Genomic DNA, 19,286 nt, shown 5'->3' with positions numbered 1-19,286 from the left:
AACGTAGTGCCTGACCTTACGTTCGAACGCGCTGAACGATACGAGCAACACGCTGCTAAAAAAGTCTGGGGCAATGATTGCCCGCTGTTGGCCCCAAAACTGAACCTGATGGATCGTATCCGCACCAGTGTGGCCATCATGGATAGCTTTGATGATGCCATTCAAAATAGCGGTTTTTCCGATGCCATTCCGTCCGATTAGCGCATGGACGAATGGGGGCAAAACTGGGGGCAAACAAAAGTGTTATCGACCTAAAAATATTGTCCTAGAGCCCAGTCAAAATGTTTTTTGGCGATCCTGAGAGTCTTTAGGCGTCGTCGGGCAGGCTGTTCAGTTGATCATTTCTGCCTTTTCATAGACCATGGAGATCTATCCACTTCCAGAGGATGAGACACCTGGGGGGCAAATCTGAGGGCATGTTTGGGATGGTTTGAAAAGGATGCCCCCAGCCTAAGGTCCAGCAGCCCAATCTCGAAAAAGTCACACACTGGTGATGGGATTGACGTGGGCAAACTCGGCTGAGGACTATGCCGTGCCAGCGTCTCACTCAGTGAGACGCTCCCAAGTCGCTTCAAGAACGCCGAAGGTTTTGTCGAGAATGGCGGTTCCCTTTGCTCGGTCCATGCTGACCTCTTCCCTCTTCGCGGTTTTCTAAGGTGTATCACGATCCCGGACGTTGGCGATGGAAAACACCACATTCAGCGCGATCCAGTCCCATGACATGAAAATTAAATCAGCCAGAAAATGCGAGTAAAGAACGCAATGACGGATAGCTTGTGAACACTTAAGCTGCTGGTTATTACGCACCACTCAAGGGGCCATTAATGTCATTTGATTTTCACCACCTTCTACTCGTTTTTACCGCCTACATTGTTGGAGCTGCAAGCCCGGGTCCCAGCAATATGCGGATCATGGGCGTTGCCATGCACCAAGGCAGAAAACCTGCGCTGATACTTGCAGCCGGAGTTATCAGTGGTTCTTTTTTTTGGGGATCAATGGCCGCCACAGGCGTCTCGGCCATTCTGCTTCAGTTCACCCAGGCACTCTTCGTACTCAAGATCGTCGGCGGAGCGTACTTGCTGTTCCTAGCCCTGAAAGCGGGACGTTCTGCTCTGACACCTGACGAGCAAATTGAGAAAGCGCTGGCCGCAGCACCAACCGTCTCGGGCTTTGGCCTCTACCGGCGGGGCTTGCTTATGCACCTTACCAACCCAAAGGCTTTACTGGGTTGGATCGCAACGATGACACTGGGTTTAGGACCACAAGCGACGCCTGAAACGGTTGTAATCATCCTGGCTGGCTGTGCCGTGTTGAGCATTACTATTTTCTGCGGCTATGCGATCGTTTTCTCCACGGCACCGATGATTCGGGGGTATCGCAGGGCGCGCGGGTGGATTGAAGGCACCCTTGCGTTGGTCTTTGGCGCCGCAGGTTTTAGGCTGCTGTTCTCCCGCACGTGATTCAAAGCCAACCCTTGCGAGGATGGCCTAAGTTCGAAAGCCATCCACCAACTGCTTGAGTCGTGTGGCTTGCCGTTCAAGATCGTCACAAGCAAGCAGCGTGGCTTGAAGGTTTTCCAACCCTTCCTGGTTAAGGGTTTTGATCTCGGTGATGTCAACGTTCAACGAATCAATGACCGAAGTCTGCTCTTCAGTCGCGGTCGCCACCGACTGGTTGATGCCGTCAATTTCGCTGATACGCTGACTGACACTGCCCAGCCGCTCACCTGCCTGGTTGGCGATCATCACGCCGTCCTTACTGTAGCGTTCACTTTCATTCATGGTGAGTACCGCCTCCCGTGCGCCCACCTGAAGCTCTTCAATCATCGTATGGATTTCCTGGGCCGACGTCTGAGTCCGGTAAGCCAGGCTGCGAACTTCGTCAGCTACCACCGCAAAACCGCGGCCGGCATCACCCGCCCGCGCGGCCTCGATGGCGGCATTGAGTGCCAACAGGTTGGTCTGTTCGGAAATGCCTTTGATCACTTCAAGAATCCGCCCGATGTTCTCCGTCTTGCCGTTCAGCACCTCTATGTTGTTGCATGACGTGCGGATTTTTCCTGATAGCTTGTCCATGGCATTTATCGTTTGTGTCACTACCTCGCGGCCACCTTCTGCCTGACGTCGGGCATCCGACGCCTGAAGGGAAGCGTCACCAGCGCTACGCGCAATTTCCTGGGCCGCCGCACCCAGTTCATTAATCGCTGCGACAATACTGTTGGTTCGACTGGCCTGGTTGTCCGAGTTGTCCATGGACGAGCTGGAAGTCTGCATCACGCGCTTAGTCACTTCATTAACCTGCTCGGTGGCAAAAGAGACCTCACGTATTGAGTGCTGGATACGCTCAACAAAAAGGTTAAAGTCGCCGGCCAGCTCTCCGAACTCATCCTTTGAATGCACACTCAAGCGACGGGTAAGGTCGCCCTCACCCTGAGCGATATCACGCATGGCTTTACCCATCAGCCTCAGGGGCTGCATCAATACGCGAATCAGTACGCCCAGCAGAAGCAGCGTGATCACCACGGCAATGACCATCGCCAAAATGGCAGAAGCGCGAAAATCACCAAGTGCCTTGTAAGCTTTGCTTTTGTCGATAGACAAACCAACATACCAGTTCACCGAAGGCAGTCCCTTGATTGGTGAAAACATCACGATTTGAGGGACTCCTTCCTGCTCTGTCTCACTGATGTGGGTACTGAGTGACGGTGTGCTTTGGGGATAGATATCGCTCAGCCGCTTCATCACCCGATCTTTGTCCGGATGAACCAGCACCCTGCCCTCGGCGTTGACCAGAAAGGCATAGCCGATTCCCCCCAGATCAAGCGAGCTGACGATTTTCGCCAGCGTTTGCAACGTCAGATCCCCGCCTACCACCCCAAGCGGCTGGCCGTCGCGACCGACCGGAGTTGCAATGGTCATCATCAACTGACCCGTCGTCACATCCAGGTACGGCTCGGTCAGCGTAGTCCCTCCGGCAGCCATCGCGTCCGTATACCAAGGACGGGTGCGAGGATCGTAATCAGCGGGTAAATCGTCCTTCGGTCGAATGGCGTAACTACCGTCACGACTGCCTAGATAAGTGAAGGTAAACGTTGATAGCACTGACCTCTGCTCAAGCAGTCGCGTGACGTTTTCCGGAACTGGATCGCTGGCAAAGGTCTGAGCAATATGATCAACCAGCAGTATCCGTCCAGAGAGCCAGGACTGAACACTTGCGGCCGTGATCTTGCTCATCTCTTCAAGATGGTTTTCAAGGTTCGTGCGGATCGTTTTGCGCTGAATCGAGTCGTTGTAAAGCGTAAAAAGCGAAAACGCTGCGACAACAACGAATGATGCCGCAAGCAGTACCTTATGACTGAACTTCAGGTTGGCAATCATCATGGTTTATCCATAGGTCCGGGGTGTTGTAGTTGTTATTCGATACCGAGGTTGGTTGATGACTGCTTCGTCGATATGCCCCAGAGCCCCATGGCCAAGGCGTTTCACTTCAGCCCGTTGGACAGAAACTGCTGCAGGCGCTCGCTTCGGGGGCTATCCAGAATCTCAGGTCCGCCCTGCTCTTCAACCAGCCCCTGATGAAGAAACAGCAGTTGGTTCGACACTTTGCGTGCAAACCCCATTTCATGGGTCACCATGATCATGGTTCGTCCCTCTTCAGCGAGCCCTTGGATGACTTTCAACACCTCGCCCACCACTTCAGGGTCGAGCGCCGAGGTGGGCTCATCGAACAGCATGACCTCAGGCTCCATGGCAAGGGCACGCGCGATCGCTACCCGCTGTTGCTGCCCGCCCGAAAGAAAGGCAGGGAACTGATCGGCAACACGAGCCGGCAACCCTACTTTTTCCAGATATCGCCGGGCACGGTCCTCCGCGTCTTTTTTGCTGACACCCAGCACCCTACGCGGGGCAATGGTGATGTTTTCCAGCACGGTCATATGCCCCCACAGGTTGAAATGCTGGAAGACCATGGCCAAACGGGTACGCAGTCGTTGCAGCTCGCGATCATCCGCCACACGCAATCCCGCATGATTTTTAACCATGCAGATCGGTTTGCCATCCAGGCTCATGGCACCGTCGTTAGGTGTTTCGAGAAAATTGATACAGCGCAGGAACGTACTCTTTCCCGAGCCGCTGGCGCCGATCAGGCTGATGACATCGCCCGTTTTGGCTTGCAGGGAAACGCCCTTGAGTACTTCATGGGTACCGTAACTTTTGTGTAGCCCGTCAACCGTCAATTTGTACATGTTCGCAATCATCCTCTAAGCGGATTGGGAGCAGCCCTGTCAGAAACAAGGCTCAGTGAGTCGGCCCTAAAAAAGCCAGCCAGTGACGTTCGGCAATTCGGAACAGGCCGACCAGCGTAAAGGTCACCGCCAGGTAAATCAGTGCCGCAACCCCAAACGATTGAAAGGTTAAAAAGGTCGCAGAGTTCGCGTCACGGGCGACTTTGAGAATGTCCGGTACCGTGGCGGTGAATGCCACCGTGGTCGAGTGCAGCATCAAGATCACTTCGTTGCTGTAATACGGCAGCGAGCGACGCAAGGCTGACGGCATGATCACAAACGCATAGAGCTTCCATCCCGAGAGGCCATACGCTTTTGCCGCCTCGACCTCGCCATGGGCAATGTTGCGAATGGCCCCGGCAAATATCTCTGTGGTGTAGGCGCACGTGTTCAAGGCGAAGGCAAGAATGGTGCAGTTCATCGCATCGCGAAAAAATGCATCCAACACAGGCTGAGCACGTATTGCTGCCAGGCTATAGATCCCGGTGTAGCAGATCAGCAGCTGGATATAGAGCGGTGTGCCCCTGAACAGGTAGGTGTAGAACTGCACCGGCCAGCGCACGTAAAACCTCGGCGAGACTCGAGCGATGGACAGTGGAATCGATACGACAAAGCCGATGAACAGCGATGCACTGAGCAACCACAACGTCATGGCTAGACCGGTAATTTGCTGGCCGTCGCTGTAGACGAATGACCGCCAGTACTCTTGCAGTAGTTCGATCATCGCACCGCCTCCCGTGAACCCGCGGCGTAGTGTTTTTCCAGGCAGCCCAGGACGAAATTGGAGACACTGGTGATGATCAGGTAGGTCAGTGCAGCCAGAACCAGGAAAAAGAACAATTGATAGGTGCTTTTTCCCGCGTCCTGGGCAGCTTTAACCAAGTCAGCCAGGCCGATGATCGACACCAATGCGGTGGCTTTGAGAATCACCATCCAGTTGTTACCCAGCCCCGGGAGGGCAAACCGCATCATTTGCGGGAACACCACAAAGCGAAAACGCTGAGCACGACTTAACCCATAGGCGGTAGCGGCTTCGACCTGGCCACGGGGCACTGCCAGCATGGCGCCGCGGAAGGTTTCGGTGAAATAGGCACCGTAGATAAACCCAAGGGTGATAATTCCTGCGACGAAGGGATTGATTTCGATGTACTCCCAGCCCAACGCCACCGTGATGACCGTCAGCCAGGTTTGCAGGCTGTAGAAAATCAACAGCATCAGTACCAGATCGGGCACCCCACGAATCAGCGTGGTGTAGAGCTGCGCCGGCAAGCGCAGCAGCTTGATGCTGGAAAGTTTGGCGCTGGCCCCGATCAGCCCGAGCAATACGCTGAGCACCAGGGAGCACAGGGACAGCTTGACGGTCATCCAGGCGCCTTCGAGCAGCAGAGGGCCGAAGCCTTGAAGGCTGAATGCAGAGAGCCCCAATGCGCCTATTAGTGTTTCGAACATGATCAACAACCTATAGCGATAAACGCCCATCCGGCGGATGAGCGCCGGGTGGTTATTTGCCGCTGTAAAGATTCAGATCGCCAAAGTGCTGCTTCTGGATCGAATCATAGGTGCCATCGTCGTGCAGGGCCTGGATCGCTTTATCCAACAAGGCCTTGAGCTCTGTATTGCCCTTGGCGATACCGATGGCTGTCTTGGAGGGAAGATAAGGACTCTCTACCGGAGGGCTCATTTCGTAATCAGTGCCCTGCGCTGACTTGATAAAGCCCAATTGCGCTTGAAGTGTATCCTGCAACGAGGCGTCCAGCCGCCCCGCTACCAGGTCGTAATACACCTGGTCCTGGTTCTGGTAGGACTGGATTTTTACGCCGGCCTTGTCCAGCACGGCCTTGGCGTAGGCTTCCTGGATGCTGCCCTGAAAGTAGCCAACCGTTTTGCCTTTGAGCGACGCCACATCAGCGCTCAGGCCCGACCCTTTCTTGAACACGTAGGAGGTGAACCCGGAAAACAGCTCGTTTGAAAAATCGATGGCTTTTTCGCGGGTGGCCGTCACGGTCATGGATGACAGGATCCCGTCGAACTTGCCGGCTCTGAGCCCCGGAATCAGGCCATCAAAATCGCTTTCCACCCATATGCATTTGACTGAAAGCTTGGCGCAGATCGCGTTACCCAAATCAATATCAAATCCCTTGAGGCTGCCATCTGCTGCCTTGGACTCAAACGGCGCATAGTTGGCATCCACGCCGAAGCGCAAGGTGGAGTATTCTTTGGCCGACACTGCACTCGTGCACAATGCCAAGCACGTAATCAAGTACAACTTTTTTAGCGAAATCATAAGTACATCCCTAGATATTGTAGTTGGATTAAGGGCAGTAAACATCTGACAGCGTTAAACGTGACACTCATTATTATTTACCAAGGCCAGAGCCTCGACTTGAACATTACCCGAGTGTCGCGACTTTACGAATATGGCAAACTGAACGTTATCACGAGCAAAATGCTCGCCTTTCAAGCAGACACGAGCTTCATCATTAACAAACCACTGACAATCAAGACAGCCGCCACGATCCGCAGCAGCGTGGCGGGTTCACCCATGAAGAAAATACCCGCCGCAAACGCACCCACCGCGCCGATGCCGGTCCAGATGGTATACGCCGTACCCAACGGCAAACTCTTCATCGAGAACGATAACAACGCAAAACTGGCGATCACCGTGACAAATGTAATGACCGTTGGCACTAATCGGGTAAACCCTTCAGATTGTTTCATCGAAAAAGCCCAGACCACTTCAAACAGCCCTGCCACAATCAAACTTACCCAAGCCATAAGCAACTCCCAAGCAACAAACAGACAGTTCGTATAGACACAATTAACACATCAATCTTATTAAAAAGACCCCCGCAAGCACGGGGGTAAAGACGGGTTGACCAAACCCTGGTTGCGTGACGCCTGTATTCAAATCAGTTGAATGTCGCATCCAGCGCGAACGTAATATCCTTGATCAAGTCATCTGGATCTTCCAGCCCAACAGAAAAACGCAAATGACCGTACTGGCGGAACTCTTCAGGGTACTTGTCAAAGCCACCCCGCCCTTCTGCGCCCACGTGCACGATCAGCGATTCGTCATGCCCTAATGAAACAGCCGATGTGATGATGCGCAGGTTCGAAACAAAGCGGTTCTGGGTGTCGGGATCGCCTTCTACTGCAAAGGCCATCACGGCCCCATACCCCTTGCCCGCAAATTGCCGACGCGCCAACTCGTGCTGCGGGTGGGAAGGCAAACCTGGGTAATAGACGTAGGCAATCCGATCGTCGCCTTCCAGAAACTGGGCCAACTTTTCGGCCGTGTTCAGCAACTGCGTCAAGCGCAATGGCAACGTGACTGAACCGCGCATGATCATCCACGCATTGAACGGGGAAATGGTCGCGCCTAGGTCAACCAACGCATCATTCTTGATCTTGTTGATCAACTGATTGGAGCCGATCACCACCCCACCCATGGCATCACCATGACCATTGATGTACTTGGTCAGTGAGTGAATGACGAAGTCGACACCGTGCTCACTGGCACGGAAAAAAGGAGGAGGAGTGAATGTCGCGTCCACAGAGATAAGCGCGCCATGCGCATGGGCAATCTCAGCCAGCGCTGCAATATCTGCGACTTTGGTGGTCGGGTTGGCGATCGTTTCGGTATGGATCAGCTTGGTATTGGGCCGAATGGCGTTACGCACCGACTCCAGGTCCCCGACGTCCACGAACGTTGCTTCAATACCGTAACGTTCAGGCAGGAGTTCTGCGAAAAGCCGCCAGACCGCCTGGTAGGTGATGTCGCTGACAATGACGTGGTCGCCACTTTTCAAAAATGAAAAAAACACCGAGTGCAAAGCCGCGACACCGGTCGCGAATACCACCGCGTCGCCACATCCCTCAAGGGCTGCGAGTTTCTTCTCAAGGCAGACTTGGTTGTGGCCTTGATTGCGCGTGTACACAAGACCATCCGGGCTGGACCAGTCCATGGTCGCCGGATCTTCAGGCAGGAGATAGGAGTTTGCCATGACCAATGGCGTGCGGACGGCGCCACTGGTGACATCCGCGACATTCCCGCCATGAACAGCCAGTGTCGCTGCAGATAATGTCGAAAGATTGTGCTTATCGGGGCGCATGTCGATTCCTCTTTATTGTTGTGTGATTCGTACTTGAGTCGAGCGAGTTGTTTAGCTTCCACTCACACCGTTTATACAAATGACCTTGGGTTGCGTCATATCCTCATAAGCGAAACGCACGCCCTCACGACCCATGCTCCCGTACTTGAAACCGCCGAAAGGCATTGCATCAAAGCGATAATCGGAAGAGTCGTTGATCATCACCCCGCCCGCCTCCAGTCGTTTAGCGGCAGTCATTGCAACGTTCAGATTGCTGGTGAAGATCCCGGCATGCAGGCTGTATTCGGGTTCGTTAGCCAGCGTCAATGCCTCATCCAGAGACGCAACGCTTTGAAGGATGACAACCGGACTGAACACTTCCTCGCACCACAACTTGCAATGGCGGTCGACGCCTTCCAGCACAGTGGGGGAATAGAGCGAACCAATGCGTGTATTGCCAGACAACAAGGTGGCACCTTGGGCAATGGCGTCATTTACCACCTCTTCGGTACGCTTGGTTGACGCCTCGGTAATCATGGGCCCTACGTCCGTCTGCTCATCAGCAGGGTTGCCTACGATCAACTGCCGGGTCTTTTCAACAAAGCGCGTTTTGAAGACTTCGTAGAGAGGGGCCTCGATGAGGATCCGCTGAGTACCGATGCAGTTTTGACCTGCCGCCCAAAAAGCCCCTGACACGCAGGAGTCGACGGTTTCAGCCAAATCACAATCGGCCATCACGATGACTGGTGCATTACCGCCAAGGTCCATCGCCAGTTTCTTGAGGCCAGCTGTGCGAGCGATCTGCTCACCGGTGACAAAGCCGCCTGTGAACGACACCATGCGCACGGCACGGTGAGCAACCAGGGCCTTGCCCAACGCGGCGCCGCCTGTGGCGACAGTGACGACAACCGGAGGCAGGCCCGCGTCGATCAAGCACTCCACCAGCTTGATCGCCGATAGCGGTGTGAGCTCAGACGGCTTGAGAACAACCGCATTTCCCCCCGCAATGGCAGGCCCCAATTTATGGGCGACCAGATTAAGCGGGTCGTTGTAAGGCGTGATGGCGACGATGACGCCTAACGGTTCACGAGTGAACCACCCCTGACGGGATTCAGACCCGACATAGGCATCGAAAGGGATGACTTCACCGGCATTGCGCTTGGCTTCTTCGGCAGACAGCTTCAAGGTGTTGACGCAACGCAGCACCTCCTTTCTAGCCTGCTTCAAGGTTTTGCCAGATTCCGCAACAATCAGTCTGGCAAAGGCGTCCTTATCACGCTCAACCGAGCGTGCGGCCTTCTCCAGGATGCGTGCGCGTTCATGCCGCGGTAAATCCTTGGCAATCCGGCCCCCCAGGATGGCGGTGTCGACTATCGTGGTAGCTGACGATGCAGGCATGTCTGCCACTTCACCCACCTTGCTTCCGTCAAACGGGCTGAACACCGTAATGGCTTTATAATCAGCAGCGAGCGAGAGACTCAAGCTATTCATGATTACTTACCTGACGTGGTTTTGTGGTTGTGAATGCTCACGATATCGGCCAGTAAGGCAAAGGCGGTTTCAAAACGACCTGCCCCCGCACCCACCACAGTGACGGGACCGAGGATGGCCGTGTTGAACGTGATTGCGTTGGTGGCTCCGCTGACTGCTGACAGCGCGTCACTGGATGGCAACAACTGAGGACTCACCGAGGCCGAAATCGAGCCATCGCTCCGTTTCTCTGCACTGCCAATCAGCTTCCAACGGGCATTCGCTTTCGTTGCCTCGGCGACATCCTTGGCCGTGATTTCAGAGATCCCTTTGCACAAGACATCGCTTGGTTTGAGTTTTGCGCCCAGTAGTTCATTGGCGAGGATGACGACCTTCAAGCGCACATCGTGCCCTTCTACATCCGCTGTTGGATCGGCTTCGGCATAACCCAACTCCTGGGCTTTTGCGACAGCACTCGAGAAGTCCAACCCCGTCTCCATGCTGGAGAGGACAAAGTTTGACGTGCCGTTGAGGATCCCTTTGAAGCCGGTGATTTCCGAGCCTGCCAGTGACTCCTTGGCCAAACGGATAACCGGGGTTCCGCTCATGACAGAACCTTCAAATTCAAAGCGGGCACCGGCGCTATCGGCCAGCGCCTTCAAGCTTTGTGCATGCAACGCCACAGGCCCTTTGTTGGTGGTCACGACACTGACGCCCTTCTCCAACGCCCAGCGGCAGAAGGTAGTAGCCGGTTCACCATCCACAGGATTGGTGAAGGTTGCTTCAGCCACAATATCGGCACCTGAGAAACGGATGACGGTTTCGTTCGCCGGTTCAGCACTGCCGCCGGGTAGCGTCCTGAAGCCGCCTTTAGCAGCAGGCACTGCAGCCAATTCATGAGCATCCAAGCCGTCTTTGTTAATGATTGAGCCGAGGTAAAGGTCACTGATACCGACAATCTTCAACGTGAAACCTAACTCATCCGCCCAGCGCGAATTCTTATCGGCAATAAGCTGAGTCAGCGCACGGTTAACGCCACCAAAACCAAGCAACGCAATTTTGTATTCAGTCACGACAGGGTTCTCATTGTTATGTTGTGGTGCTGAGATAGTAATCCGCCAACTTAACTTTACGAATATGGCAAACAGAACGTTGTTACGAGCAAAATGCTCACGCAACAACGCAACTTGCTACTTAGTGCTGGACAGCACAAAAGAGGTCACGGTGTTCAGGACACCCGGCAACGCCGAAATTTCACTCCATACCCTGTGGATACGATCTGCATTCATCGCCTGAACCGTCAGTACGATATCAAGGTCTCCACTCATCACATTGCAGGAAATGACTTCAGGCATTGCACCAACGGAGCGAACAACTTCTGAATCTCGCATACGGTCTTGACGATAAACGAAGATCAATGCATTAATGGGGCCTGCATCGGCTGAGGGCATACCTTTAATAATTGTGTAGCCTCGGACATAACCATCACGTTCCAGTCGCTCAATCCGCAGCCTGACTGCATTCCTGGACAAATTAACTTTTAGGGCAATATCGTTGTGGGCCAACCGTGCATTTCGGGTGAGTTCTTCCAAAATTTTTTCATCAACTTTATCTAAAACACGTTTCATCTCTGGCTCCGAACTTATAACGAGTGAGACTCCGTGTCTTTGGATAAGGCCTTGACCAGCGAGGTCAGCGCCCTGATGTCGTTAGCAATTGAAGTACAGTCTTGTTCGGCGACTGCAGGAGCACCGCCTGTATTCAGGTGGCCGACAATCTCCGACTTATGGGTTGCAGCGCCAATCTTCGACGGATGTGTCGTCGCCAGGCAAATCATGGGGATCAGCAAGCTGCGCCTGCTCGCACGTGCAGCGCGCAAGCCGATAGCGGTATTGGGGCTGACAAGATACCCACTCTGTGCAAAGACCTCATGAATACAACTGAATGCGTCCGCATCGTCCACAGCCAGTGAGTCAAACAATTTGCGCGCCTCCAACCATTCATCCTGCTCTAAGTGGATGGTGCCCTCGCCTTCTAACAACTGCATATTACGAGCTACTTTTTCTCCACATCGATTTAAAATACTCCACTGCAGGCGCTCAAAATTAGAGGCTAATGAAACATTCATAGTGGGCGTTCTGGTCGTACGAATCTCATTTCGACTGTACAGATTTGATTGGAGAAAGTTATGCAATCCGGCGTTAGCATTCGTGGCAACGATTAGCTGTCGGATGGGCAGCCCCATTTGCTTGGCAATATAACCAGCGTACAGGGCGCCAAAATTCCCAGTCGGCACACTGAAAGCAACCTCTCTTTTAGGCGCGCCGAGCTGAAGAGCGGAATAAAAATAGAAGGACAGGTGCGCGAGTATGCGAACCCAATGCACTGAGTTGAACGAAATAAGATACTGCTGCGCATCATTATTTTGTTTCAGGAACTGCTCACACAAACGATGACAATCAGAATAATCTCCGTCGACCGCAATGTTGACAACATTTCCTTCGTCCTTACTCAGTAAACGTCGGCGATCCTCCATGGTTAAACCCTTGGCGGGATGTAACACCAACACAGTAACGCCCTTCATTCCCGAAAATGCTTTTATTGCAGCAACCCCTGTATCTCCGCCTGTACAACCTACCATCAGCGTTTTCTTTCCAAACTTCAGCAAATCGTGATTGATAAAGCGAGACATCAATTGAAGGCCAAAGTCTTGATAGACGCCTGACGGCCCATGAAACAACTCGAGTATCCACTCGTTACTTGCTGTCTGGTACAGCGGTGTCACTGCGTTGCTTTTAAAACAATCAAAGGTCTCCTCAAGCATCCGGGACAGCTGACCTTGCTCGATCCAGCCCCCCAAAAATGGCTCGATTACATAGCGAGCCAATTCATGAAAGGGCAACCATTCGAGCTTTGAGAGTTCCTCCTTTTTGAAGCGAGGCACCTTGTGGGGCACGTACAAGCCACCGTCAGGCGCGTACGACCCCATCAGCACCTCGCTGAAATCGAATGTTCTACCAGGGGTCCGTGTGCTGACGTACTTCATGATCCAAGACACCCTCAAGCCATTTCCGAGCGGGCCACCTGCAAGGTGGGGCTCTGTTGGAGTTCAATGCGGCGGCGTTAATCGCCTTTGATGAAGCTTCATACCATTGACTATAAAAGTCAATATAGTGACTATTATATCTCGCCAACGGTACTCCGCTCCGTTGCACGCCCCCCCCCTTTGTCCCAGCTCCTGTGATGTGCCAAGGGCCGACGACGCTTAGAAAGACGCTTAGAAAATGGGAGAACGCCATGTGTGCCAAAAACCTGCTGCACTCGCTTTATCAGTACAAGGCATGGTCTGAGGAGGCGCTATTCCGGTGCTTGAAAGCACCCATTGCACAGTCCTTCCCTGTGGAAATGGAGAAGGCCTGTTATTGGCTCAGGCACATCAATATTGTGGACCAGTTGTTCATCGCCAGACTGCAAGGTAAACCGGAGGAATTTGACGACGTTGTCACTGAGCAACGGCAAGGCATTCGTCAGCTGGAAGAGGCATTCACAAAGGCAAATCAGTGGTTTGTTGACTACACAAAATCAGTCACCGCAGCGGAGCTGTCTGACCCGGTGGCATTTATCTTCAAGGACGGCAAACCCGGCAACATGACCAAGGAGCAAATCCTTGCTCATGTACTTTCTCATGGCCTGCAGCATCGAGGCGCTGTTGGCACAATCCTGCCAAGGGACATTCTGGAGGGGCACCAGGATCATTTCACAACGTTTTTGAAGCTGTAGATATTGGGACTTCTGCCTCACCCACCAAGGGTGAGGCAGAACATCCCTGTCAACATTCAGCTCAATTCAAGCGCCTGGATCACCGCAGCAATTTGCTCTCGCCCTTCCCCGGCGATGGTTCTGAGCGGCAGGGGTAGACTCGGAGAGTGAGTAAACCCGAGAAGCTCCGCCGCTGTTGCTATCACTCGAAAGCTACCGCCAAATTGCCTGAACAAAGCCCAGAGCGGCTTCAACGATTCAGAAAGGCGCGCGGCTTCAGCGGCGTCCCCTGACAATGCAGCTCGCGTGATTGCGAGCGCTATGTTGGGGAACAAACCGCCCATGACGGAGTACCAGGCATCGCAGCCGGCATTCATGCCAATAGCCGCTAACGCATCGCCGCTTATTCCGATCGTCACGTGGCTCGGAATCAATTTTCGCAGACGTACCACGCGCTCCCTGGCCAGGTGCGGCGCGTCGGGGACGCCCGGAATTTTGATTGATCTGACGTTGGGTAACTCCGCGATACGCCCATGTAACTCATCGGTAAAATCGAAATGGGTGGTACCCGGATTGTCATAGACACATAGCGGGACTGAGACGTTGGCCGAAACCATTTCGTACATCGAAAAAACATCGTCCTGAGTCAGTTTTTGATACGACACGGGTGGCAGCAATAAGGCTTTGACTCCCACGGTTTGCGCATCCTCGGCCAGCAGCAAAACGTCGCGTGTACGCAGCGCTCCGATGCTCACCATCACAGGCACACCCTCCGCCGCCTCTACCACCAACTGCGCAACTCGAGAACGTTCGGCGCGAGAAAGATACGCATAACTTCCGGTGGATCCGAGAGCCCCGATGGAATCTACTTTCGCCGCCACCAGTTGCTGCACAAGACGGGTAAAAGCATTTTCGTCCACCCCTCGCTCATTCATAGGTGTTAGAGGAAATGCACTAAGGCCGGTAAACATCGTCATCACTCCTTGCAGTGGCTTGTCGACTATTTGACCCCAAGACCAATCAGTGAGCTTTCGATCTGGACGCCTGGCATCATTTGCTGCAACCCTTCGATCAGCTTGTCCCCCGCTTCCGTCAAGGCTTCAAGCGGCATCGCCGGCAAGCTCTCCAAAATGAACCACATGCTCTTCGCGTCAGCACCGAGACGGGTTCTGACACCTTGCCGCCAATTCCAGCGACGGCAGGTCACGCCTTTGTCATCGCGCCAGACAACCTCGCCGGGGTCTGGATACTCGAAAGCAGGAGCGCCCTCTTTCATGGTGTCAAAAGGCTCGGTGCCATCGGCGACTACCAGCCGTGGGGAGCCCACATAGGCTTCAATGTTTTCCCCGCCAACAGGGATGGCGTACTCAATACTGATTGCGTTGTAGAGATCGACGATGGGATCCAGGCTCGGCAAGCTTCCGTCACGTAAAACCCGTTTACGTAGCGCCTCAGCTGAACAAGGCGTCCGCTGCGGCTTTGCGCCGAACTTTCGGAATGTCTCCGCCCATGCGGCCAGGTGCGCATCTCCCCAGCTTGGCCCACCTTCCTGCACGGCCTTGCAAGCGCGATCCAGCGCAGACTGAGCAACCTCAGGATGAATCAGCGGCGCAGCTCCCACCACAATGCTCAGGGCCCTGAACTCCGGAGCCAATTCTGCAACGGCTTGATCGATCAACGGCAGTACGGACAGCATCAAAAACCTCCAGGAACCTAAATGTCATTTCATGCTAGTCAGCGACGACCAACAAAGTCAATATAATGACCATTATCATCTAATATACGGCTGAGCCGATTGACGCAGCTACTGATAAAGGCCGAAAATCCCAGCACCTTTTTCTAATGACCTTCATCAATGACCACCAATACCAGCCTGTCGACTACCTCTGGTGCTGACGCTCAAGCCGTCAGCCTGGCCGTCGCGCGCACTCTCAAACAGGCGCGCAAAGCAAAGAAGATTACGTTGGATGAGCTTTCCCGCCGCTCAGGGGTGAGCAAAGGAATGGTCGTCGAAATAGAGAAATGTACGGCGAACCCCAGTATCGGCATCCTTTGCAAAATCGCCGCCGCGCTTGGACTGTCTGTTGCAGACATCGTCAATGTGACCGAAGCCCCATCCGCCCATATCATCGACAGCCAAGACATCCCCACGCTCTGGACCGGTGACCTGGGAGGAACGGCGCGCCTCCTGGCGGGAACGTCCGGCCCTAATATGATCGAGCTGTGGCGTTGGGAAATGCATCCAGGCGAATCTTTCGCTTCACAGGGGCATCCTCAGGGCACGCTTGAACTGTTTCATGTGGAGAAAGGCACGCTGAAATGCGTGGTAGGGGAAACAGAGTTGGTCATCCCTGCGGGGAGTTCGGCAGTGGCGAAAACCGATGTACCTCATTCCTATTCCAACGCTGGCAGATCCAAGTTGGTGTTCACCATGTCCGTGACGGAGATGCATCAGTAGATACCGGCAGACTGGCAGCCAGTGAGCATATGTAAGGCGGGCGAACCAGCCAATTTCAAAAGGGCTGTGCCACCGAAAGCCATCAAGCCCCACGTAGCATCACCGCCAGGGCGCGCACTCGCAATTGCGAGTGCATCGCATGCAACTGGGGGCAAAACTGGGGGCATATTTGAAATTTTTCTGCCTGAAAACATTGTTCTAGAGCCCAGTCAAAATGTTTTTTGGCGATCCTGAGAGTCTTTAGGCGTTGTCGGGTGGGCTGTTCGGCTGATCATTTCTGCCTTTCCACAAACCATGGAGCTCCATTCACTTCCGGTGGATTGCTCCATTGGGGGCAAAGCCCTTGCGCATGGTGCCCGCCATCGAAGCCAGCACGATCCTGGACCCAGTGGAGCCTTTTGGCGGCAAAAATCCTCGGGGATAGGCCGGCAGTTCGGCAGCGCATTCGTTGATGATTACTTCGAGCTGAAGTCGTTGATGATTGGCTACTGAGCCCAACCTCGACATTTAAGGAATTGACAGATGTTCATTGGACGACTCGCCGAACTGACCGGCTGCACCCCAAAAGCCATTCGACTGTACGAGCAAATGGGCCTGATCAGCGAGCCAGAGCGTGAGGGGCGGTATCGCCTCTACAATGCTCATCACTTGGAAATCGTCCATCTGATCCGCAAAGCGCAGACTGCCGGGTTCAAGCTGGCCGAGATGAACCCGCTGATTGCCGCAAAAAACAAGTTGAAATCCTTTCCGCTGGAATTGGCCAACCAGGCAGTCGACGACAAGCGCCAGCAGGTCCGGGACAGGATCGCGGAACTGCAGGCGCTTGATCTTCACTTGATTGAACTTAAAAGCGAGATGAACTCAATGTTTGCGCCTCGCCCTGTCGCAGGTCTTCATAAGGTTGATGCGCCTGCCTGTACAGATAAGCAAACGCTTGCCTCAAGGCCACTTCAGGCGGTCGAGGGTTGAATCCCAATTCGTTTTTCGCCCTGGTGATGTCGTATTCCTGCGCCACGTTGTGAAACAGGCGCACCTGGCTCAAGAGTAACTGGGCGGGTTTGCCAACTCGTTGCGCCCAGCGTTCCTGGAGCCACGCCACGCCCATCAGTAACCAGCGTGGTGCTGAGACAGGCTGGCGATACCCAGGCGCTTGGGTGTTGGCAGCCTCGATCAAATCGCTGAGCGGCGACGAACGCTCATTGGCGAGGATATAACGCTGCCCTGGCCGACCCTTTTCGGCGGCGAGTATCATCCCTTCGGCCACATCGCGAACATCCACGAAGTTGAAACGAAACCCCGGGTCAAAGGGCATCTGCCGCTGGCGAACCGACTGAAGAAATCCCATGGTATCGGTTAGGTTGCCGGCATTGGGGCCAACCATGGCCGAAGGTAATACCGACACCATGTTCAACCCCAACGTCTCAGCGCACTGCCAAGCCGCTTGCTCGGAAAGTATCTTCGATTTGTAGTAGGCGTTTTCGCTTTCCGTATTCCAGTGCGCCTCATCCAGCGCCGTACCATCATGACCGACGGCGGCCACCGAACTGACGTAGACCACACGCTGCACACCCGCCCGTGAAGCGGCTTGCAGCACACGCCGCGTGCCTTGAATATTCGGCTCGACAATCTCGGCCTCCGGGTTGCGAGCCCAATGCTTGAACACGGCGGCCACTTGAAACAGCACCTGCACCCCCTCCAGCGCCTTGTCCAAGGCCGCACTGTCTAGCAGCTCGGCATACACCAACTCGCAGTCCAGCCCGACAAAGGGTGTGTGGTTACAGATATCACGAACGCCGGCTCGGACCCGATAGCCCTGATCGAGCAGCGCTCGCAGCAAGGTGTTGCCCAGATGGCCGTTGGCACCTGTCACCAGACATAAACTTTTCACAGGAACTCCTTGTTGGCAGCGCGCCAGAGTGGGCGCTGGAAAAAAGCATACGAGGTGTCCCATGGGGCAGAGTCAAGTACCCAGATGACTCGGCGTGGAAGGAAGTCCACTGAAAGCCAGCCAAAGCCACATTGGTGTTATCAGAAATCGCCATTCACGATTGCTAGCACAGCCGGTGCAAGTGGGGGCGAAAATGGGGGCATAGCTCTTTTGTTTCCACCTGAAACAATCGTCCTAGAGCCAAGTCAAAATGTTCTTCGGCGATCCTGAGAGCCTTTAATGCGACATCGCACACGCCTCACCAATCGCATTCAATTGCTGAAATCACAGCGGCCGCCCTTCGGACAGCCATAACGTTAAAACACAAAGCCATGCCCCAACTCCCCTTCCATCCAACCCAAAAATCGCCTGACTCTGGGAAAACTGGAGTGAGCCTTCGGGAACACTAGATGGTGGGCAGCTACTGGAGAACTCAAGGCTTCGGGGGCGACCTCAACCAGCGAACCGCTGGCGAGGTACTTTTGCGCCAGCAGCGTGCTTTCCAGGGCAAATCCCAAACCGTGACTCGCCGCTTCCAAGCTCATGTAGGATCGGTCAAAACTCAAAGCGTAGGGTTTTTCGGGGCGCGCCAGACCATGCTGAGCGAACCACTCAGGCCATCTGAGCAAGGTCGCTTCGGAAAGAATCAGATCTTCAGCTAGAAGATCGGCTGCGTTTTTTACCGCGCAGCGTGCGATCAGCTTGGGCGAGGCCAGCACAGCGAAGCTCTCGTTACGCACGGTGCGCACTTCATAGCTAGGCCAATTCGGCCGGCCGTGGCGAATATCGACATCGATCTTGTCCTGGCTGAAATGCAGCGATTCATAGGAACAAGACAAATTGATTTGGATGTCCGGGTTGCTCAAGCGAAATGACTCCAGCCGGGGCATCAGCCAGAGCAAGCCAAAACTGGGGGAGGAATGCAGCCGCAGGCAATCCAGGCTAACGTCACTCGCCGCCCGCTCGGTAGCGACCTCAAGGCTCTGCAACAAACCGGAAATGTCCTTCAAGTACTGCTCACCCACCGGTGTCAGCGTCACCCCACGCGCTGCCCGCACAAACAACTGTCGACCGATCATGACCTCCAGTTTGGCCAGTTGGTGGCTGATCGCCGACGGCGTGAGGTCCAGCACTTCGGCGGCTCTTGCCAGGTTGCCAAAACGCGCGGTTTGCTCGAAGGCTTGAATGGCTCTCAGCGGTGGCAGCTTGGATGAAGGGATATCGTCCTGGCGCATCATTATCCAGCCTATTGTTTTGGGCTCGAACGCGGGAGTGCCATTCAAGCATCTGCGGTCTGCA

General features: G+C 54.3%; 19 protein-coding genes and 2 pseudogenes. 6 read left to right on the top strand and 15 right to left on the bottom strand.

Annotated elements, in window-relative coordinates; genetic code table 11:
* Nucleotides 1-6: 6 nt before the first annotated feature.
* Nucleotides 7-201 carry a hypothetical protein gene (locus HU749_RS15005; RefSeq protein WP_186651081.1) on the top strand — a complete coding sequence of 65 codons (195 nt, stop codon included), beginning with the start codon at nucleotides 7-9 and terminating at the stop codon, nucleotides 199-201.
* A 623-nt stretch (nucleotides 202-824) separates the two neighbouring features.
* A complete protein-coding gene (locus HU749_RS15000) occupies nucleotides 825-1,460 on the top strand; it encodes a LysE family translocator (RefSeq protein ID WP_003202193.1) in 636 nt (211 codons plus the stop codon).
* Nucleotides 1,461-1,487: 27 nt separating this feature from the next.
* On the opposite strand, the gene HU749_RS14995 is transcribed toward HU749_RS15000, so the two are convergent.
* From HU749_RS14995 to thrC, 11 genes are all read right to left on the bottom strand, one after another.
* Complete coding sequence (locus tag HU749_RS14995; RefSeq protein ID WP_027911546.1) at nucleotides 1,488-3,377, bottom strand: methyl-accepting chemotaxis protein; 1,890 nt, start codon at nucleotides 3,375-3,377, stop codon at nucleotides 1,488-1,490.
* A gap of 104 nt (nucleotides 3,378-3,481) precedes the next feature.
* Entirely contained in the window at nucleotides 3,482-4,243 is a 762-nt protein-coding gene (locus HU749_RS14990; protein WP_003202197.1) for an ABC transporter ATP-binding protein, read from the bottom strand.
* Between the two features lie 52 nt (nucleotides 4,244-4,295).
* Nucleotides 4,296-5,006, bottom strand: a complete 711-nt coding sequence (locus tag HU749_RS14985) for an ABC transporter permease (protein ID WP_003202199.1) — start codon at nucleotides 5,004-5,006, stop codon at nucleotides 4,296-4,298.
* The gene (locus HU749_RS14980; protein ID WP_003202201.1) at nucleotides 5,003-5,731 is read right to left on the bottom strand and encodes an ABC transporter permease; all 729 of its coding nucleotides are present in this window, start codon (nucleotides 5,729-5,731) and stop codon (nucleotides 5,003-5,005) included. The genes HU749_RS14985 and HU749_RS14980 overlap by 4 nt, the downstream gene beginning before the upstream one ends.
* 52 nt (nucleotides 5,732-5,783) lie before the next feature.
* Nucleotides 5,784-6,566 (bottom strand): transporter substrate-binding domain-containing protein, encoded by a 783-nt coding sequence (locus HU749_RS14975; RefSeq protein ID WP_027911548.1) that lies wholly within the window; start codon nucleotides 6,564-6,566, stop codon nucleotides 5,784-5,786.
* A 173-nt stretch (nucleotides 6,567-6,739) separates the two neighbouring features.
* Entirely contained in the window at nucleotides 6,740-7,057 is a 318-nt protein-coding gene (locus HU749_RS14970; RefSeq protein WP_003202205.1) for a DMT family transporter, read from the bottom strand.
* 134 nt (nucleotides 7,058-7,191) lie between these two features.
* The gene (locus HU749_RS14965) at nucleotides 7,192-8,394 is read right to left on the bottom strand and encodes a trans-sulfuration enzyme family protein (protein WP_013693449.1); all 1,203 of its coding nucleotides are present in this window, start codon (nucleotides 8,392-8,394) and stop codon (nucleotides 7,192-7,194) included.
* A 51-nt stretch (nucleotides 8,395-8,445) separates the two neighbouring features.
* Nucleotides 8,446-9,864, bottom strand: a complete 1,419-nt coding sequence (locus HU749_RS14960; protein WP_186651083.1) for an aldehyde dehydrogenase family protein — start codon at nucleotides 9,862-9,864, stop codon at nucleotides 8,446-8,448.
* A gap of 2 nt (nucleotides 9,865-9,866) precedes the next feature.
* Nucleotides 9,867-10,916 carry a homoserine dehydrogenase gene (locus tag HU749_RS14955; protein WP_014338222.1) on the bottom strand — a complete coding sequence of 350 codons (1,050 nt, stop codon included), beginning with the start codon at nucleotides 10,914-10,916 and terminating at the stop codon, nucleotides 9,867-9,869.
* Nucleotides 10,917-11,033: 117 nt separating this feature from the next.
* Nucleotides 11,034-11,471 carry an Lrp/AsnC family transcriptional regulator gene (locus HU749_RS14950; protein ID WP_003202213.1) on the bottom strand — a complete coding sequence of 146 codons (438 nt, stop codon included), beginning with the start codon at nucleotides 11,469-11,471 and terminating at the stop codon, nucleotides 11,034-11,036.
* Between the two features lie 14 nt (nucleotides 11,472-11,485).
* Entirely contained in the window at nucleotides 11,486-12,889 is a 1,404-nt protein-coding gene (thrC, locus tag HU749_RS14945) for a threonine synthase (protein WP_014338220.1), read from the bottom strand.
* Nucleotides 12,890-13,140: 251 nt separating this feature from the next.
* On the opposite strand from thrC, the gene HU749_RS14940 reads away from it, so the two are divergent.
* Nucleotides 13,141-13,623: a DinB family protein gene (locus tag HU749_RS14940; protein WP_041475911.1), complete on the top strand. Its 483-nt coding sequence runs from the start codon at nucleotides 13,141-13,143 to the stop codon at nucleotides 13,621-13,623.
* 56 nt (nucleotides 13,624-13,679) lie between these two features.
* Here HU749_RS14940 and HU749_RS14935 read toward each other — a convergent pair whose 3' ends face one another.
* Nucleotides 13,680-14,573: a dihydrodipicolinate synthase family protein gene (locus tag HU749_RS14935; RefSeq protein WP_186651085.1), complete on the bottom strand. Its 894-nt coding sequence runs from the start codon at nucleotides 14,571-14,573 to the stop codon at nucleotides 13,680-13,682.
* 29 nt (nucleotides 14,574-14,602) lie between these two features.
* Nucleotides 14,603-15,298, bottom strand: coding sequence for a B3/B4 domain-containing protein (locus HU749_RS14930; protein WP_003202221.1), 696 nt, complete (start codon nucleotides 15,296-15,298; stop codon nucleotides 14,603-14,605).
* 159 nt (nucleotides 15,299-15,457) lie between these two features.
* Between HU749_RS14930 and HU749_RS14925 the strand changes: the two genes are divergently transcribed.
* The 3 genes and pseudogenes from HU749_RS14925 to HU749_RS14920 form a co-directional block, all read left to right on the top strand.
* Nucleotides 15,458-16,060: an XRE family transcriptional regulator gene (locus tag HU749_RS14925; RefSeq protein WP_003202223.1), complete on the top strand. Its 603-nt coding sequence runs from the start codon at nucleotides 15,458-15,460 to the stop codon at nucleotides 16,058-16,060.
* Nucleotides 16,061-16,376: 316 nt separating this feature from the next.
* Nucleotides 16,377-16,552, top strand: a pseudogene (locus tag HU749_RS29665) (NAD-dependent phenylacetaldehyde dehydrogenase); the annotation flags it as partial.
* 30 nt (nucleotides 16,553-16,582) lie between these two features.
* Nucleotides 16,583-16,846: pseudogene (locus tag HU749_RS14920) on the top strand (MerR family transcriptional regulator); the annotation flags it as partial.
* 58 nt (nucleotides 16,847-16,904) lie between these two features.
* Here the strand turns inward: HU749_RS14920 and HU749_RS14915 are convergent.
* Nucleotides 16,905-17,948, bottom strand: coding sequence for an NAD-dependent epimerase/dehydratase family protein (locus HU749_RS14915; protein ID WP_079304723.1), 1,044 nt, complete (start codon nucleotides 17,946-17,948; stop codon nucleotides 16,905-16,907).
* A 356-nt stretch (nucleotides 17,949-18,304) separates the two neighbouring features.
* Nucleotides 18,305-19,222: a LysR substrate-binding domain-containing protein gene (locus HU749_RS14910; protein WP_046064291.1), complete on the bottom strand. Its 918-nt coding sequence runs from the start codon at nucleotides 19,220-19,222 to the stop codon at nucleotides 18,305-18,307.
* Between the last annotated feature and the right edge of the window lie 64 nt (nucleotides 19,223-19,286).

It is taken from the genome of Pseudomonas ogarae (assembly GCF_014268695.2).
In the GTDB taxonomy this organism is placed as follows: Bacteria; Pseudomonadota; Gammaproteobacteria; order Pseudomonadales; family Pseudomonadaceae; genus Aquipseudomonas; species Aquipseudomonas kilonensis.
The sequence above is the reverse complement of the archived record's forward strand: the minus strand, read 5'-3'. Positions and strand labels throughout refer to the sequence as shown.

What these genes read in the sequence shown, in the direction of transcription:
- HU749_RS15000 (WP_003202193.1), top strand. Translation starts at nt 825, where the DNA reads ATGTCATTTGATTTTCACCACCTTCTACTCGTTTTTACCGCCTACATT.
- HU749_RS14995 (WP_027911546.1), bottom strand. Translation starts at nt 3,377, where the DNA reads ATGATTGCCAACCTGAAGTTCAGTCATAAGGTACTGCTTGCGGCATCA.
- HU749_RS14990 (WP_003202197.1), bottom strand. Translation starts at nt 4,243, where the DNA reads ATGTACAAATTGACGGTTGACGGGCTACACAAAAGTTACGGTACCCAT.
- HU749_RS14985 (WP_003202199.1), bottom strand. Translation starts at nt 5,006, where the DNA reads ATGATCGAACTACTGCAAGAGTACTGGCGGTCATTCGTCTACAGCGAC.
- HU749_RS14980 (WP_003202201.1), bottom strand. Translation starts at nt 5,731, where the DNA reads ATGTTCGAAACACTAATAGGCGCATTGGGGCTCTCTGCATTCAGCCTT.
- HU749_RS14975 (WP_027911548.1), bottom strand. Translation starts at nt 6,566, where the DNA reads ATGATTTCGCTAAAAAAGTTGTACTTGATTACGTGCTTGGCATTGTGC.
- HU749_RS14970 (WP_003202205.1), bottom strand. Translation starts at nt 7,057, where the DNA reads ATGGCTTGGGTAAGTTTGATTGTGGCAGGGCTGTTTGAAGTGGTCTGG.
- HU749_RS14965 (WP_013693449.1), bottom strand. Translation starts at nt 8,394, where the DNA reads ATGCGCCCCGATAAGCACAATCTTTCGACATTATCTGCAGCGACACTG.
- HU749_RS14960 (WP_186651083.1), bottom strand. Translation starts at nt 9,864, where the DNA reads ATGAATAGCTTGAGTCTCTCGCTCGCTGCTGATTATAAAGCCATTACG.
- HU749_RS14950 (WP_003202213.1), bottom strand. Translation starts at nt 11,471, where the DNA reads ATGAAACGTGTTTTAGATAAAGTTGATGAAAAAATTTTGGAAGAACTC.
- thrC (WP_014338220.1), bottom strand. Translation starts at nt 12,889, where the DNA reads ATGAAGTACGTCAGCACACGGACCCCTGGTAGAACATTCGATTTCAGC.
- HU749_RS14940 (WP_041475911.1), top strand. Translation starts at nt 13,141, where the DNA reads ATGTGTGCCAAAAACCTGCTGCACTCGCTTTATCAGTACAAGGCATGG.
- HU749_RS14935 (WP_186651085.1), bottom strand. Translation starts at nt 14,573, where the DNA reads ATGTTTACCGGCCTTAGTGCATTTCCTCTAACACCTATGAATGAGCGA.
- HU749_RS14930 (WP_003202221.1), bottom strand. Translation starts at nt 15,298, where the DNA reads ATGCTGTCCGTACTGCCGTTGATCGATCAAGCCGTTGCAGAATTGGCT.
- HU749_RS14925 (WP_003202223.1), top strand. Translation starts at nt 15,458, where the DNA reads ATGACCACCAATACCAGCCTGTCGACTACCTCTGGTGCTGACGCTCAA.
- HU749_RS14910 (WP_046064291.1), bottom strand. Translation starts at nt 19,222, where the DNA reads ATGCGCCAGGACGATATCCCTTCATCCAAGCTGCCACCGCTGAGAGCC.